This window comes from Nostoc sp., from assembly GCF_036916985.1.
Lineage (GTDB): Bacteria > Cyanobacteriota > Cyanobacteriia > Cyanobacteriales > Nostocaceae > Nostoc.
This window is the reverse complement of sequence record NZ_JBALFD010000014.1, coordinates 163,093-179,117: the sequence shown is the minus strand read 5'-3', so window position 1 is coordinate 179,117 and position 16,025 is coordinate 163,093. Positions and strand designations below refer to the sequence as shown.

Genomic DNA, 16,025 nt, shown 5'->3' with positions numbered 1-16,025 from the left:
AGCTAATTTTTGAATAGCTATGTAGTTATCATCTATTAGTCATTAGCGATACAGCGTCACTAAACTCTAATTCAAAATTTAATCAATTATTTTGAATTTTAAATCCCCCAGAAGGATTAATCTACCAATTAGGACGCTGATTCAGATAGTAACTCGTTGAGCCGATTTTCGAGTTGTAAACGCAAGCGATAACCAGTAATATCTTTACTACTGTCGAGAGAGGGCAGTTGAGTGAGGGCGCGACGATAATCTGCGATCGCACAATTCCAGTCGCCCCAAAGATGGTAAGTCTTGCCGCGTTCAGCCCAGATATGACTTTCTAGTTGACCGAAAAGCAGTGCTACCTCAAAATTCTCAATTGCCTCCTCGTATTGCCCCAAATCACGCCAGGTAATGCCTCGGTTAATCCGCGCTCGGACATAGGTAGGATTCAAATTAATCGCTTGATCGTAGTCGGCAAGTGCTACTGCTAATTCTCCACAAGTCGCATAGTAATTTGCTCGGTTATTATAAGCACTAGCCAAATGGGGATCGAGTTTAAGGGCGGTGTTATAGTCGTAAAGCGCTTTTTGCCTTTCGCCACTTTGAAAATAAATCAGCCCCCGATTGTTGTAATCAACGGCATTTTCAGGGTGGCGGCAGATTAGTTGGGTTAAAAGTGCGATCGCTTCGGTATAATCTCCTTGTTGAGCCAACCTCAAAGCACAAGAGCGTAAATCGCTATCTTCAAAAATTGATTCGCTGCGATCGCTTGTCTCCCGGTCTTGAAGTTTGTTTGTAGTATCTAAAACATACTTATATTGCTTACTTTGCTGGTTATCGTCAGCTAAAAATGAGTGAATATTCATCTTTACCTACATTAAAGCCCTGCTTTTTGAAATAAAAGTCTAATTTTTACTTGCTAGTGGTTTTACCACTGTCTCTATTCTTAAGGTATTTATGGTTACTTGGAAGCCATCTCAAGACTGAACTTAACTACTCACACTAGTAGAAATCTACGCCCTAAATAAACAATTGCTCCTCAAACCTAATTATGGATACTCGATCCCGAAGGTGAATTCCAGAAATAGCAGACGTGAATCTCAAAGACTAGTCAAGTAGTGAGAGCGACAAATTGGTAGAATGCCAACAAGCTGTTCGTTAAAGAGGGGACTGGGGACTGGGAACTGGGAACTGCAAAGAATTCACTACCCCCTCTCTCCATACCCAATCCCCAATCCCTAATCCCATAATCCCCATATTCAATTTTTTTGAGAAATTTCCCGATGACAACCACAACTTTTTATTCCAATGCCCCTGATTTAGCAACCGATGATTACATTGTTATCGGTTTGGCAACCTGCTTCGTCAAAGAAGATGGAGAAGTTTATCAAATCGAAGTTATAGAACCAATACCTTCTGCGGCTTTAGAAGCATTGTTAAAGGGCATTCCTACCTCCTATAAGCTGGCTCATGCCACAACTTTGGGATCTGTGCTGGATGGCGATTCACAACTGCTGCCAGATGGTTTCCCAGAGTCGGCTCAGTTTGGAGAGGAATTTGTGCCACGAGCATTTGCAGCAGCTCGTACCTACAAGCGTCGTGAATCCGCAAAATCTCTGATTCCCTTAGGTACAAACTACACTGATTTCAAGTATTCCATTGAGCGCAAGCGGGTATTAAACGCTGCTAGAGTTGTCACCAAAGAAGATAACGTTAAACAGCATTCTCACACTCACAAAGTTCTTTAATTAATTATGGTAAAACTTTACGGTGGCGCTCGTAGTCGAGCATCAATTGTTCACTGGTATTTAGAAGAATTAGGAATTCCTTACGAATTCATCAAGCTTGATATGCAGGCGGGTGAACACCTCAAGCCTGAATATTTGGCAATTAACCCATTTGGTAAAGTTCCAGCCATTGTGGATGGAAATTTTCAGCTTTGGGAATCTGGGGCAATTTTGTTGTATCTTGCTGATAAGTACAGTAAAACTCCACTTTCACCAGAGGAACGCGCTGTACTTTCTCAATGGGTGTTGTTTGCTAATGCTACCCTTGCTCCAGGAATTTTTGGAGAGGAGAATCGGGAACGGGAAATGCCCCGCTTATTGACTCCGTTAAATGAAATTTTCGGTAAGCAACCTTTTTTACTTGGCAATGAGTTTACTGTTGCTGATGTGGCAGTGGGGTCTATTCTGAATTATATTCCTATGATACTGAAGCTAGACCTCAGCCCCTACCCAGCCGTGTTGAACTATATGAAGCAGTTATCTGAGCGTCCGGCATTTCAAAGAAGTATTGGCGGACGGGCTTAAAATAATTCGTAATTCGTAATTCGTAATTGAATGCGTAACTACGAATTACGAATCTGTTAACGATAATTTGTAAATTGTAAAGCAACTGGGTAGTCTTCTTGTTTTAGTCGCTGCATGACAACTTGCAAGTCATCTTTAGATTTGGCAGAAACCCGCACAGCATCACCTTGAATTGAAGCTTGTACCTTTTTGAATTCGTCCCGAATCAATTTGGAAATTTGTTTGGCGATTTCCTGACTGATGCCTTTTTTGAGTTTGATTTCTTGACGCACGCGATTACCACTGGCTGATTCAACCTTGCCAAAATCAAAGATTTTCTGGGAGAGGTTACGCTTGGCGGCTTTTTCTCGCAGAATGGTGTGTACAGAATCTAAGGTAAACTCACTGTCAGTGCTAACGTTAATGCTTTCTTCCACTAACTCGACAGTAGTTTCAGTGTCTTTGAGGTCGTAACGACCTTTGATGTCTCGTATAACTTGATCGACAGCGTTAACCAACTCTTGTCGGTCAAAGTCGCTCACAATGTCAAAGGAAAAAGTAGAAGCCATAAAACATTTTAGATTTTAGATTTTGGACTTCGACTTCGCTCAGTCGAACTATTTTGGATTGGGTATTGAGTATCGGGAAAACTCTTCCCCAGTCTCCACTCCCCATGCCCCAATTAACTAGTAGCTTGGATGATGCTGAAAAACATGAGAGTGGCAGAGGCGATGGAGCCAATGCCAAACATCAGCGAGCCTCTTTCAGAGGAGCTACGCTAACGCAAAAGGGGTATATTCAAAATATAAAAAATCGAGTATAGCAAACGGGCTACCACAAAGGCGATCGCAGCTATTTGGGCTGTAAAAGAATTTACACCAGTTACATAAGCCATCAATGCGGCTGCGGCAAATATCATAAAGGCTTCAAAGGTGTTCTGATGTGCCCAAGTAGCTCGTTGTGCATAAGGTGGCAATTTATCAAACAGGGCGTGAGGAGTAGAAAACATTTCAGACCCAACACGCACACGGGCATAAGCTACTAGCAAAAATGGCACATAAATGAGAACGGCAGCAGCCGCGATCGAGTACAAAAAAATTATCATTACTTATTAGTCATTGGTTATTAGTCATCAGTCATCAGTCATTAGTCATGAGTCAAATACAAATGACAAAAGACAAATGACGAATGACTAATCAAAGTAGAAAAGCGTCACCACTTTTCTTTGTTCTTCTGCATCCTGACAAGTTTGTAACAGGGTGCGACTGTCGTGAAATGCAAAGCAGATTAGTTGCTGGCAACGGGAGACAATCTCTTTGTTGCACAAATAACTAGCTTCCGCCAGAGACAAATTATCATTACTGGGATTTTCGACTAGATGCATCACCTGTTCTAGTTGCTGGCGCGATTCTAAAGGCTGGCGTTCCAGGCTTTGGGGTAGAATCACCGTCAACAAATTTGCATCAGCCCGGGTTGCTCCCTTGATGGCCGCAGAATTTGTACCTGTAGCACCAGAAGTAATGATTCGATTACCCGATAAAACTAGGGCATAAGTCATCATTTCAATAAGATTCTGATGCGTAATCGGGACGTGACGAGAACCTAGCAAGGCAATTCTTTTAGAACCTGTTTGCTGGATTGTCGCCAGTTCTTGGGCTAATGTATCGAGGTTAATAAGGTCTGTTGATTGGCTCAAAGATGGAGATAATCAGACTAAACGACCCAGATATTTTACCAAACAGCGTGTAGATGCGAAGAAAACTTAAGTTAGACATTGCAACTAATTTTCGATTCTTTGGTTCAGTAACTCCATTACTTGGTTACACCAGGCTAGCCAATGTGTTTCATAACTAATGCCATTTAGGAGAGTTAAATACTGAAATTTGCCTGATTATGGCAGTTCTTGCGGATTCTGAAAGTAATGTTGTTCTAAGTTATGGTACGTAGACAATTTTTTTTGATGGGCTTTTTGGTGCGTTTTGCCAGAAATCCATCTGATGCACATCTAAAAGCTTGGGAAACGTTTAATCAAGGTATTGGTGCGGCAGTGCTGACAATTCAGGTTATGTGGAAAAGTCCACCAAAAACCTAACCCCCTAACCCCCAACTCGTCGCGGGAAGGGGGAAAATTCAAAGTCTCTCTCCTAAAAGGAGAGAGAAATAGAAGAGAGGTTTTCCAAATGCCGTGAAAAGTCAGATGGCAGTGTTGGCATTTGGCACGAAACTTATTTAATCGAACCGGGAAAATACAGCGCTTCCGGCAGCTATGAGGTACATCCTCAAAGCTGAAAGCTATGAGAGGAAAGGGCAAGAAGAAAAACTGTATTGTATTGCATAATAGCTGTCAGTGCTTTAACCCAAGTTTTTCTAGTCCTCTTCTAGAGGACTTGCACCATTAGACAGGGAATTCTATTCCCTAGCGGTCTGTATTGCATAATAGCTGGAAGTGCTGTATAAGGCGATTTATGGGAATATGCCTGTCTTTGGATTAGCTGCTGCAACTAAGCACGTCCCAGTTATGGGACGGAAGGAAACAGTACGCCGTCCCTTGGGAGGTGACGGCGAACCAACTGTATCCTAGCAATACAGCCTCCTAACTGATAACTGAGCATTGATGCTCTTAATAATTTGAGTTGATGAATCTAAGACAATGCCGCTGCGGGAGTTAAACCTAGTTTGGATAACAAGCGGTCAATGTCAAAATGCTCGGACATCAACTGACGAATATACTGAACTTTAATCGGCTCGTGGACACGGACTTGACCAAAAGTGCGGTCAACAATTCCGACAGTAGTTAGGGTATCTAAGTCAACAGACAAAATGGGTATTTCTAGTTCTTCAGCGCGACTGAGAATGAACGGTGGGGGTGGTAGTTGCCCGGTGAGAATTAAACATTGGGTAGAAGTTTCCAAAGCCGCTTGCTGAATTTCCACCCGATCGCCTCCTGTCACCACTGCCATATTCCGACGTTTGCGGAAATATTTCACAGCTGAATTGACATTCATCGCTCCAATTGCCAGACTTTCTACCAACAAATCCATGCGATCGTTGCGACAGAGAACATCAGCCTTTAACTGCTTGACTAGTTCGCCAACACTCACACTACGGAGCAAATCGCTGTTTGGCAGCGTTGCTAGTACCGGAATCCCCTGCTGTTCCAAAAATGGGCGCACGAGAGTGTCAACCGCTTCTAGTTGGGTGACAGGGATATCATTGATCACAACTCCAATCAAGCGATCGCCTACACGCTGTTTTGCAGCCAATAGGGACTCAACCGAAAGCAACGATTTATAGCGGGTTACTAACAGCACAGCAGCATCCAATACTTCAGCCATTTGCAGTAAAGACAAGTCAAACAAATTGCCTTCGGATAAATCACCAGGCCCCTCCAATAACACCAAATCTCCTTGAGATTTATGTAAATATTGCTGTATTAGGGACTGCTGATAATCGGTTTTGTCTTCCCCTCGCAAGCGCTTTTGCACATTTGGTTCATCCAAAGCCAGCATTGTAGGTGCAACGCGGTTTTCCGGCAAATTGAGGCTAAGAGCGATGAACTGGACATCTTCTTCAATTACGGTTCCACTAGACGAATTAAAACACGTACCGAGTGGTTTACCGTAGGTAATATCCAGACCTTTTTGCTGTAGCTGATGAGACAAACCCAGAACAGTTGCAGATTTACCGCTGTAAGTCTCGGTCGATCCAATCAGCAAATATTTAGGGGATTTTGGCACACATGCACTCCTAATTTCAAAAGTCAGAAGAACCCAGCTAGGTGTTTCCTAATTCTAGTTCCTTCTGGCAAAAGCCTCTCGCTCTCACTAATTAAGGTTTCCCAGAATTACCTTTTGATTGAACAAGCAGGAGTGGGGAATAGTAAGCTGTTGTGATTATAGTTTGCACATTGAGGCGGCAGGGGAGCAGGGTGCAGGGAGCAAGGGAGAGGGAGACGGCGATTTATCGCGTCTCCTAACTTGAAAGGCGCTGTAATTTTAAGCCACAAGTTGCAAAGAGCGCACTCGCGGCATAATTTCTTGGGCAAAGCGTGTCATTTCCGGGGCAAAGGGATTGAATTGCAGCATGAAAGTCTCGATTCCGGCATCAACAAAATCTGCAACTCGTGTAGCCACAGTGTCGTAACTACCAACTAGACCGGCTGCTGTGCCACCATTGCCGCCAACAGCAGGATTTTTGGCGAAGAGTTGAAACATCACTGCTTCTGGATCAACTCCTTTGGCAACACTTAATTTCAAGTGTTCTTCTTGCTTCTGGAGTACCAAAAGTCGCTCAAGTTCTGCTTGGGCTTCGGCATCGGTGGAACGAGCAATTACAAAGGCTGATAAACCAAAGCGCACTGGTTTGGGTAGGGTTCTCGGTCTACTTAAAACTTGTTTAATTACCTTGCGGACATCCTCAATGGGTTGACCGTTGATGAAGTAAATATCTCCCTGTTCTGCAACTAGTATTTGCGCCGGATCAGATGCCCCACCAAGGTAGATAGGAGGGTGCGGTTGGGCAATGGGAGTGGGTCGAAAACTCAAATCCTCTATTTTGAAGTATTGACCTTGGAAGTTAACCCTCTCGCCACTCCAGAGGGACTTAACAACCCGTAGCCACTCACCCGAATAGCGGTAACGTTCATCGTGGGGCGGGAAGGGAATATTAGTCCGTTCCATCTCTGGGCGGAACCAAGCACTGATTAAATTTATGGCAAAACGTCCATTACTAATGGCATCAATGCCCAGCGCCATTTTCGCCAAAACTGCCGGATGGAACAGCAGAGGCTTAATGGCGGCGATAATCTCAATTCGTTCTGTGGCTTCAGCCAAGGCCGCAGATGCCGTCCAGGTTTCTAGCTGCTCCAGTTCCAGACTGCGGGGGTTGGCGATGTGCTGTGCTACCAAAGTGCTGGCGTATCCCAAACGCTCTGCTTCTAAAATAAGCGATCGCGTGCGCTCATAACTTGCATCCACAGGTTCTTCAGGTGTATTGAGAGGGCCAAAATTGCCTCCGACAGGTGCCCAAATCCCATAACGTGGTTCTGTCATAATTACCTCCTAGTAAAATAAAAAAAGTTAGTTACAAATTCCGCTCTAACTATTAACTAGTTCTGGGAGTCTAAATCCCAATTACGAATTACGAATTACTTAATTAAGTCCTAAAGAATCCTTTAAAGTATTGCCCGTATATTCTTTACGGAATAATCCACGTTTTTGTAATTCTGGTATCACTAAATCGACAAACTCATCAAAAGAACCGGGAAGATAAGCAGGTGAAATCACAAAACCATCTCCAGCCTCTTCACGAAATAGGGTTTCTAGTTTGTCAGCAATTTGAATGGGAGTCCCAACCAGTTGCGGTACAGCTAGACTTCTGCCATAAATTTTGCCTAATTCTTTGAGTGTTATAGTTTTATCTAAACTCAGTCTTTGAAGCACAGATAACAGTTTTTGATAATCTTGAGCTTCAACTTTTTCTACATATTCATCTAAAGAATATTGCGATAAATCAACATTTAAATGATTGGACATAGTTAATAAACCAGCCATCGGATGCACTAATTCGTTGTGAAAAACTTGCTTTTCTTTGGCAATAGTTTCTGTCTCACCAACAAAAGGCATCACCGCAGGTAGAATTTTACATGTATCTGGGTTACGCCCATATTTAGCCATACGGGTTTTAATATCTTGGTAGTAAGATTTCATGAGTGTGGGATTGGGACTAATTTCAAAAATTAATTCTGCCCATTTGGCAGCAAACTCTCTACCTTTATTAGAAGCACCGGCTTGAATAATCACCGGACGACCTTGGGGAGAGCGAGGCACTGTCAACGGCCCCCGTGACTTTAACCATTTCCCCACATGATGGACATAATTCACCTTTGAGGGGTCAGCAAAGATGCCGTTTTCTTTATCTAGAACTAATGCCCCTTCTTCCCAGCTACCCCAAAGTTTGGAGGCAACTTCGAGAAATTCATCGGCGCGATCGTAGCGAAGATCGTGTTCTAGATGCTCATCGAAGCCAAAATTCCCTGCTTCGCTAGCCCTACTGGATGTCACCACATTCCAAGCAGCCCGCCCCCGGCTAATGTGGTCGAGGGTGGCAAATCCCCGCGCTAGATCGTAGGGTTGATAGTAAGTAGTGGAACGGGTAATACCAATACCAATATGCTTGGTAACAACTGCCATCGCAGTCGCCAGCACTAGTGGATCTAGCCTGAGTGCCCCTTGAGCGCCATATTTCAGACTCTCGACAAAACTACCACCGTATGTATCGGGCATCGTTAAAGAGTCAGCGAAAAACACCAAATCAAACTTGCCACGTTCCAGAACACGGGCAATATTCTGATAATATTCAGGTTCGAGAAAGCCTAGTTCAGTTCTAGGGTGACGCCAAACTGCATGAGAGTGAACAACTTGTGAAGCAAGTAAGAAACCTGCTAGATGTATTTGTCTCATCTTGAAAGCTCCTGTCTTTTTTCCAACGTTTTTCTGACATAACTGGCTTCACCCTTGTGCTGGTAGCTCTAACATATAAATGAGACTCAATAGGTGAGCATTGGGATTAATGAACATATAAAAACTACACTAATTTGATAGACTAACCGTAGTTTAGGACTGAGTACGAACATCTCACAGATAGCGAGAAAAAGCAAGATGCGGCAATGAAAATTACGCACAATTAAGGCGGAAAGCTTCTCTTCGGCAAGATCGAGTTTTGAAAAACTGTAATTTTTAGCGAGGAAAATCTCAATGATTATCGATCCCTCCCAGAACGACCCACGAAATACCTATCAATTACTGGTTGGTTCAGTGGTTCCTCGACCGATCGCTTGGGTGTCAACGATCGCTAGCGATGGTACGCCGAATGTCGCACCTTTCAGTTTTTTTATGGGTGTGACAGCTAACCCACCGACTCTAGCCATTTCCACAGGACTACGGCGCGGTGTTAAAAAAGATACTTTATTGAATGTAGAGCAGTCGGGTGAACTGGTAGTCAACATAGTTGTTGAAGAATTGGGGGAACAGATGAACACTACATCTGGCGACTTTCCGCCAGATGTGGACGAATTTCAAGTAGCGGGACTAACTCCTGCTCCCTCAAAACTGGTGCGCCCACCACGAGTTGCAGAATCACCCATTAATATTGAGTGTGTGCTGAAGCAGGTAGTTTATGTAGGGAATGAAGGTAGCCAATCGGGATTAATTATTGCTGAGGCGGTGCTGTGGCATATCCGGGATGATTTACTGACACCACAAAATACAATCGATGCGGCAAAATTGCACGCGATCGGTCGTCTTTCGGGTAACTGGTACACCCGCACCCAGGATTTGTATGAAATTACTCGCCCAACTTAAAAAGTTAGGACTTATTTATGGGGATCATTAATTTTGAATTTTGTTAGCGCAGCGTTAGCGAGTCATCGAGCGTCATTTTGAATTCGAGCGTTCGCCCTTGGCGTTTCGTAGAGAAGCGACGTGACTCTTTCATAATCCAAAATAGTATCAGCTTTCGCTATTGAGCATTTCCAGAGCTATTTTCAAGCTAGCTTTCATTCGATTAAATGCTTCTGCTAATCCAGCAATTTCATCATTAGAGCTTTCTTCAAAATCAGCGCTCATATCACCGACACTAACTTTTTGGGCGATTTTCTCTATTTTTCTGATCCGCTGAATTACATATTTTTTGATTAAGAAGTTAATTAAGAAAATTACGATCGCAAAGATCGTAATTAAAAGTCCCATGATCAATATCCAAGTCCGTTTGGCATTAGCAAAAATCTCTTGAGAAGGAACAGAGATTATTTGGGCAGAAACAATCTGATTGAGTTGCCAGCCAAAACCATTTTCTGAGCCATAATTTACCAACTGACTCTTAGGAGCCTGATCTGGTGTAGAATGACATCGCAAGCATTTCTCTTGTGTAATCTTTAGTGGTCGTGCAATGTAAAATACTTCGCCTTCTGACAATTTACGAAAGCCTGTAATTTCTAGAGTATTGGGTTCGTTGCGAAAACGTTCTACAAGTTGAGTTTCAAAATTATCAGCTTTATCCGCTAAATTAGTTGGATTAAGTGTTGCATCTTTATGAAAAAAGTTTTTAAATTCAGGCTTTTTACGAAAATTCTCAAAAACCTCTTTAGATGAAAAAGTTGGTACTACTTCAGGCATGAACGTTGGATTAGTATCTAGTCTAGGTTCTAATAGAGGATCTATGCGATTTTGTGTATAGTCTCTAACTGCATTCACCATTTGGATGAGAATCTGCGCTTGAGAAGTTACTTCATTTTGCGCTCTCCCTTGAAGTACACTGGATAAGGCAATGCCACTTCCCAAAATACTGATGATGAAAACTAATATTAAAAGTAAGTTAAATTTAGCACCTATTTTTAAGTTATTTAACGTAATTTTGTTTAACATAATCTCAGCAATGAAGGTGATAATTGAGTTTGTTTAATTTTAATATTTATTTATTTAAACCTGTTAGAAAGCATCTCAACAACATCTAAATAAATATTAATAAATATTTATTTTTGACTACAATACAAATTATTTAGGCGGTAGTCAAACTTATCTAACATTAATCCTGAAGACCAAGTTACTTTTTCTCAACCATAATTAGTGATGTTTTTGCGATTTCCTCGTCGTTTATTTCTGTTTAATCTGCTAGGTTTGACATTTGCTGCCTGCCAAGCCAAAAAAGAATTTGAAGGTACGTTAACTATTGGTGCGATCAACTATGGTGGAGGCGAACAGATAATTAACCAATATGCTAAATTCAATACTTACTTGGGTGAAAAGACAAATGCCTATATTCAGCTAGAGCCTGTTTTTAATGAAAATAGAGCGGTTGAGCGCCTTGAGGCTCGTGCTTGGTCATTAGTATTTGCTCCACCGGGTTTAGCTGCGATCGCGATCGCACGCTACCAATATGTTCCCTTATTTCCTTTAATAGGTATTAGTAATTTGCGTTCTATCTTCGTTGTTCGCAAAGACAATCCGATAACTGAGTTGAAACAACTACAAGGTCAAACAGTGGCTTTAGGACAGTTAGGTTCAGCAACAGGATATTATTTCCCTCTTTACAATCTTTATGGTACAACACTAGCTGACATACTATTTGCACCCACACCCAAAGCTGCGCTGGAATTCGTCGCTCAAGGAAAAGCGATCGCCTGTGCCGTTTCGGAGGCGGAATTAAGTCTATACAGTTCGCAGTTGGCCCCGACTGAATTTCGCATACTATTTAAAGATCCGCACTATGTACCATTAGGCGTGGTCTTGATTGGGCCTAATATAGAACTTAACCGTCAAGAGTTTATCCGCAAAGTGATGAGTGATTCACCTTCAGGTTTAGCTCAAGAAGTGGGGTATGTAACCAATGGACAAGTACCAGATTACAAATACATGATTTCTGTTGTTGATCGGGTAAGCTCGATTAGCTCTAAGCTGCAAATAAAGCCTGTGCGTTTATTTTGAGGAAGTTAACAAAACAGAATTCAGGAGTCAGAATGGGCTAAACCTTAGCTATCCGCTAACAGAATTTATAAGAAATCTAGAATAATTAGTATATTTATTCATCAAATGTTTTTCTGATTCTTTAACTATTCTGACTCCGGAATTCTGAATTCTTCTTCAAGACTCAGGACTAAAAACTATAGAAAGAGCTAGTTGGTAGAGTTGGCGACGGGGAAGAAAAGTAGCTTTTGCTAACTGACGACTAGCTTGCGATCGCGATATTCCCTGACTAATTAACTGTTTCAATTCGGCTATCAACTCCTCTTCTGTCAGCTGGGGCTGACTGAGTGGAACTCCTGCCACTACTAATGTATATTCACCTTGGGGTTCTCGTTGGGTGTAGTGAGCGATCGCCTCGGCAATTGTCCCCCGCCAAAATTCTTCATACAATTTAGTTAGCTCCCGTCCTAGCACAATTTGGCGATCGCTTCCCCAAACAAGAGCTAAGTCTTGTAAAGTATCTCGCAAGCGGTGGGGCGATTCATAGAAAATCAATGTGCGAGATTCTGTTTGCAGAGATTCTAAATGTTCCTGTCTCTGTTGACTTTTAGACGGGAGGAAGCCTTCAAAGACAAACCGATCCGTTGGTAATCCAGCTGCACTCAAAGCGGTAATTGCTGCACTAGCGCCAGGAATGGGAACTACTGGAATTCCCGCCTCAATACAGGCTTTCACCAGTTCATATCCAGGATCAGAAATACCTGGCATCCCAGCATCACTCACCAGAGCGATCGCTTTATGATTAACTAAATGCTCTAATAATTCTGGGATGCGGCTAGTACGATTGTGTTCATGGTAACTTACCTGGGGTGTCTTAACTTGAAAATGCTGTAGCAGTTTCCCTGTATGACGTGTGTCTTCGGCAGCAATGATATCCACAGTCTGTAAAATTCGCACCGCCCGAAAGGTTATATCTTCCAGGTTGCCAATTGGTGTGCCGACAACGTAAAGTGTTCCTGGTTTTGGATCGGTTTGCATGAGCAAGAGTTAGGAGTTTGTAGAGACGCTATTCATCGCGTCTGTGCCGGAGAGACAGGAGAGACGCGATAAATCGCGTTTGTACAAGAGTTAAAAATAATTAAGAACATATATGAGAAATGGATAATCCAAAATCCAAAATCCAAAATCCAAAATCGGATCGTGGGTTATTTGTAGGTTTAGTAACCTTGGATTTGATTTACCTGGCTGAGTCTGCACCTAAGAGTAACCAGAAGATTGTCGCTACTGACTATACTGTAGCGGCAGGGGGGCCAGCTACCAACGCGGCTGTGACTTTTAGCTATTTAGGTAATCAAGCTACAGTCTTGGGTGTAGTGGGTTCTCACCCGATGACGCAGCTAATTCGAGGTGATTTGGCAAATTATAAAGTTGCGATCGCAGACCTTGAGCCTACCACTGATTTAGCACCGCCTGTATCTTCAATTATTGTCACCCAATCCACAGGTGAACGATCTGTGGTTTCCATTAATGCTGTTAAAATTCAAGTCAGCAGCGCATCTATACCAGCAGATATTTTGCAAAATGTCAATATATTACTGATTGATGGGCATCAGATGGCGGTTAGTTATGCTCTAGCCCAAATGGCTAAAGCCAAGAATATTCCAATAGTAATTGATGCTGGTAGTTGGAAGCCTGGATTTGAGCAAATTCTGCCATTTGTAGATTATGCCATCTGTTCAGCTAATTTTTATCCCCCCAACTGCCAGACTAGAGAAGATGTTTTTGCTTATCTCAGTGGATTTGATATTCCTCACATCGCCATTACCCACGGACAAAACCCAATTGAATACTTGAGTTGCACTAAAACTGGTATCGTAGATGTGCCGCAGATTCAAGCGGTTGATACCTTAGGGGCTGGAGATATTTTCCACGGTGCTTTCTGTCATTACATTTTAAGGGAAAGTTTTACTGATGCACTAGGACTAGCAGCTAATATTGCTGCTGATTCTTGTAAATTGTTTGGTACACGGCGCTGGATGGAATTAAATTAATGAAAGACTTACAAGAAATATTAGCGATCGCTCGTGAGGTAGGTTGGGGTGCAGCAGAAATACTGCGATCGTATTATCACGGCACTGCAAAAGACCCAAACCTAGAAGTACAGTACAAGGAGAATGAGCCTGTTACCGTTGCCGATGTTGCCGTAAGTCAATACATTTTGCAGAGGCTACAAGCAACTTTAGGTAACGAAGATTTTGCTTACATCAGTGAAGAAACTTATCAATCGTCAAATATTGATACGCATTCCACCCCTTGGGTATGGATCATTGATCCTTTGGATGGTACACGAGACTTTATCGAAAAAACCGGGGATTATGCAGTTCACATTGCTTTAGTCAAGGAAACACGCCCAGTATTAGCAGTGGTGGCAGTACCAGAGACTCAAAAGTTATATTACGCTACCAAAGGTGGAGGTACATTTGTAGAAACCCCTGATGGATCTGTTCCTTTACAAGTTTCGTCAGGCAAAGGAATTGAAGATTTAACCTTAGTTGTTAGTCGCTCCCACCGCAACCAACGCTTAGATCACTTATTACAAAACTTACCCTCTCAAAATCAGAAATCTGTGGGTAGTGTAGGCTGTAAAATCGCCACCATTGTCGAGCAAGATGCAGATATCTACATTTCTCTTTCTGGTAAGTCTGCGCCCAAAGATTGGGACATAGCAGCCCCAGAATTGATTTTAACGGAAGCTGGTGGTAAATTTACTCACTTCGATGGTACTCCGTTGCAGTATAACACTGGTGATATTAATCAATGGGGAGGTTTGCTGGCTAGTAATGGTGAATATCACGAATTGCTGTGTCAGGAAGCAGAAAGGATTTTAGCGCACTTTGACCAGAGCTAATGGGATATTTGAAGATGAATATTTTTTAATTTTGTTTTTAAAACAGTTAGTCATGGTATATTCACCAGAACTACTAATAATCTTCGCCCTTAGTCCATATCGCCATTTTCAAAACACTACATATCTGAGCGATCGCTAACTAAATATCGATTTCCTGTTAAAAGTGTAACTTTTATAGTACAAACAACAAAAGCCTGTCGTTGGAAGGTTTGCGAACCTGTCCTAAAGGTTCTATTTGTCAATAAAATTCACGATCGGACGATATTCAAAGGCTAGAGGCTGTGCTACACTCATGGACATAAAGATTATTTTCGGTTGAGTAACTAGTTTTGATTTCTAAAAACCGTCTCTCCGAATTTAACTCTCTACACTCCCTGAATTCGGAGATTTCTATGTCAATTTACGTCGGAAACCTGTCCTATCAGGTTACAGAGGATGACCTCAAGCAGGCTTTTGCAGAATACGGAAAAGTAAGTCGTGTTCAACTACCCACAGATCGGGAAACAGGCCGGCCGCGTGGGTTCGCTTTTGTAGAAATGGAATCAGACACCCAAGAACAAGCTGCCATTGATGCACTTGATGGTGCTGAGTGGATGGGACGTGATTTGAAAGTCAACAAAGCTAAACCTCGTGAGGAAAGAAGTAACTCTTCTCGTGGTAGCTGGGGTGGCGGTAATAATGCCCGCCGCAACAATAATCGCTACTAAAGTCGGTTCCTGAAAATTTCACATTTAGAGTCTCCAGCAGATAAAGCCAAAGGCTCAATTCTGCTGGAATATTTGATTTTGTATCTAGTCTTTAACCCACGTTCGCGTAGCGTTCCGTAGGAAAGGTGGGTAAAGTCTCGTGTAGCCGCGATTTCTAATCGCCAGGACTAGTAATAAATTAGACTTTTCAAACATCCTCTTACACCTTGCGATATAATAGGATGTTTGAAAAGTCCTCTTCTTGGTAGCAAAACGTTCTAGATCCCCCTAAATCCCCGTTAAAAAGGGGGACTTTAACTCCGGTTCCCCCCTTTTTAAGGGGGGTTAGGGGGGATCTAAAAGTGTCTAAAGTCACAGCGAAATACTTTTCAAACAACCTCTAAGATTGTATACTAAAGACGGGTTGCAGCTTTAGTTTTAAAATCGCCAGAAGTATTGATATACAAAGATTTTTGCCTGGGCAAAAGTCTAGCAATCATCCGTTTTTAGTATACCTCTGTGGAAAGGCTTTGCCTACGTTTCTGTAGCGGCTAATTTATGACTCTGTTGGCGAATTGCGATCGCTATCCTCAACGCTTGAGATGTCGTAGCTTCTCACTCCAGAAATTGCGGTTTACATGAATTCGCCAACAGTCTCATTCTATTGGTTAGATATTTTTATAAAATCGGGATGTTC

The 16,025-nt window shown here is 42.4% G+C and carries 16 protein-coding genes and 2 pseudogenes; 8 read left to right on the top strand and 10 right to left on the bottom strand.

Features of this window, described 5'->3' with window-relative positions; genetic code table 11:
• Positions 1–128: 128 nt before the first annotated feature.
• A complete protein-coding gene (locus tag V7L07_RS04385) occupies positions 129–848 on the bottom strand; it encodes a tetratricopeptide repeat protein (protein ID WP_335055418.1) in 720 nt (239 codons plus the stop codon).
• Between the two features lie 417 nt (positions 849–1,265).
• On the opposite strand from V7L07_RS04385, the gene V7L07_RS04380 reads away from it, so the two are divergent.
• Together V7L07_RS04380 and V7L07_RS04375 are read left to right on the top strand one after the other, a co-directional pair.
• Positions 1,266–1,730: a hypothetical protein gene (locus V7L07_RS04380; RefSeq protein ID WP_335055416.1), complete on the top strand. Its 465-nt coding sequence runs from the start codon at positions 1,266–1,268 to the stop codon at positions 1,728–1,730.
• A 6-nt stretch (positions 1,731–1,736) separates the two neighbouring features.
• Entirely contained in the window at positions 1,737–2,294 is a 558-nt protein-coding gene (locus V7L07_RS04375; protein ID WP_335055414.1) for a glutathione S-transferase family protein, read from the top strand.
• A 56-nt stretch (positions 2,295–2,350) separates the two neighbouring features.
• On the opposite strand, the gene V7L07_RS04370 is transcribed toward V7L07_RS04375, so the two are convergent.
• The 4 genes and pseudogenes from V7L07_RS04370 to V7L07_RS04355 all read right to left on the bottom strand — a co-directional run.
• Complete coding sequence (locus tag V7L07_RS04370; RefSeq protein WP_012411046.1) at positions 2,351–2,842, bottom strand: YajQ family cyclic di-GMP-binding protein; 492 nt, start codon at positions 2,840–2,842, stop codon at positions 2,351–2,353.
• A gap of 113 nt (positions 2,843–2,955) precedes the next feature.
• Positions 2,956–3,378: pseudogene (locus tag V7L07_RS04365) on the bottom strand (MAPEG family protein).
• 87 nt (positions 3,379–3,465) lie between these two features.
• Positions 3,466–3,969, bottom strand: a complete 504-nt coding sequence (locus V7L07_RS04360) for a hypothetical protein (RefSeq protein ID WP_041565591.1) — start codon at positions 3,967–3,969, stop codon at positions 3,466–3,468.
• 84 nt (positions 3,970–4,053) lie between these two features.
• A pseudogene (locus V7L07_RS04355) lies at positions 4,054–4,146 on the bottom strand (PadR family transcriptional regulator); the annotation flags it as partial.
• A gap of 63 nt (positions 4,147–4,209) precedes the next feature.
• Here V7L07_RS04355 and V7L07_RS04350 point away from each other — a divergent pair.
• Positions 4,210–4,365, top strand: a complete 156-nt coding sequence (locus tag V7L07_RS04350) for a hypothetical protein (RefSeq protein ID WP_335055412.1) — start codon at positions 4,210–4,212, stop codon at positions 4,363–4,365.
• A 550-nt stretch (positions 4,366–4,915) separates the two neighbouring features.
• Here the strand turns inward: V7L07_RS04350 and V7L07_RS04345 are convergent.
• From V7L07_RS04345 to V7L07_RS04335, 3 genes are all read right to left on the bottom strand, one after another.
• Positions 4,916–6,010 (bottom strand): phosphotransacetylase family protein, encoded by a 1,095-nt coding sequence (locus V7L07_RS04345; protein ID WP_335055410.1) that lies wholly within the window; start codon positions 6,008–6,010, stop codon positions 4,916–4,918.
• Between the two features lie 258 nt (positions 6,011–6,268).
• A complete protein-coding gene (locus V7L07_RS04340; RefSeq protein WP_335055408.1) occupies positions 6,269–7,324 on the bottom strand; it encodes an LLM class flavin-dependent oxidoreductase in 1,056 nt (351 codons plus the stop codon).
• A gap of 99 nt (positions 7,325–7,423) precedes the next feature.
• On the bottom strand, positions 7,424–8,734 hold the full coding sequence (locus tag V7L07_RS04335) for an LLM class flavin-dependent oxidoreductase (protein WP_335055406.1): 1,311 nt from the start codon (positions 8,732–8,734) through the stop codon (positions 7,424–7,426).
• Between the two features lie 294 nt (positions 8,735–9,028).
• Between V7L07_RS04335 and V7L07_RS04330 the strand changes: the two genes are divergently transcribed.
• The gene (locus V7L07_RS04330) at positions 9,029–9,634 is read left to right on the top strand and encodes a flavin reductase family protein (protein WP_335055404.1); all 606 of its coding nucleotides are present in this window, start codon (positions 9,029–9,031) and stop codon (positions 9,632–9,634) included.
• A gap of 147 nt (positions 9,635–9,781) precedes the next feature.
• Here V7L07_RS04330 and V7L07_RS04325 read toward each other — a convergent pair whose 3' ends face one another.
• Positions 9,782–10,696 (bottom strand): Tll0287-like domain-containing protein, encoded by a 915-nt coding sequence (locus tag V7L07_RS04325; protein ID WP_335055402.1) that lies wholly within the window; start codon positions 10,694–10,696, stop codon positions 9,782–9,784.
• A gap of 204 nt (positions 10,697–10,900) precedes the next feature.
• Here V7L07_RS04325 and V7L07_RS04320 point away from each other — a divergent pair, with 204 nt between their 5' ends.
• The gene (locus V7L07_RS04320; protein WP_335055400.1) at positions 10,901–11,755 is read left to right on the top strand and encodes a phosphate/phosphite/phosphonate ABC transporter substrate-binding protein; all 855 of its coding nucleotides are present in this window, start codon (positions 10,901–10,903) and stop codon (positions 11,753–11,755) included.
• Between the two features lie 156 nt (positions 11,756–11,911).
• On the opposite strand, the gene rsmI is transcribed toward V7L07_RS04320, so the two are convergent.
• Positions 11,912–12,772: a 16S rRNA (cytidine(1402)-2'-O)-methyltransferase gene (rsmI, locus tag V7L07_RS04315; RefSeq protein WP_335055398.1), complete on the bottom strand. Its 861-nt coding sequence runs from the start codon at positions 12,770–12,772 to the stop codon at positions 11,912–11,914.
• Positions 12,773–12,891: 119 nt separating this feature from the next.
• Between rsmI and V7L07_RS04310 the strand changes: the two genes are divergently transcribed.
• The 3 genes from V7L07_RS04310 (at position 12,892) to V7L07_RS04300 (ending at position 15,349) form a co-directional block, all read left to right on the top strand.
• Entirely contained in the window at positions 12,892–13,785 is an 894-nt protein-coding gene (locus V7L07_RS04310; protein WP_335055396.1) for a sugar kinase, read from the top strand.
• Positions 13,785–14,642, top strand: coding sequence for a 3'(2'),5'-bisphosphate nucleotidase CysQ family protein (locus V7L07_RS04305; RefSeq protein ID WP_335055395.1), 858 nt, complete (start codon positions 13,785–13,787; stop codon positions 14,640–14,642). The genes V7L07_RS04310 and V7L07_RS04305 overlap by 1 nt, the downstream gene beginning before the upstream one ends.
• Positions 14,643–15,034: 392 nt before the next feature.
• On the top strand, positions 15,035–15,349 hold the full coding sequence (locus V7L07_RS04300) for an RNA recognition motif domain-containing protein (RefSeq protein ID WP_335055393.1): 315 nt from the start codon (positions 15,035–15,037) through the stop codon (positions 15,347–15,349).
• Positions 15,350–16,025 lie beyond the last annotated feature (676 nt).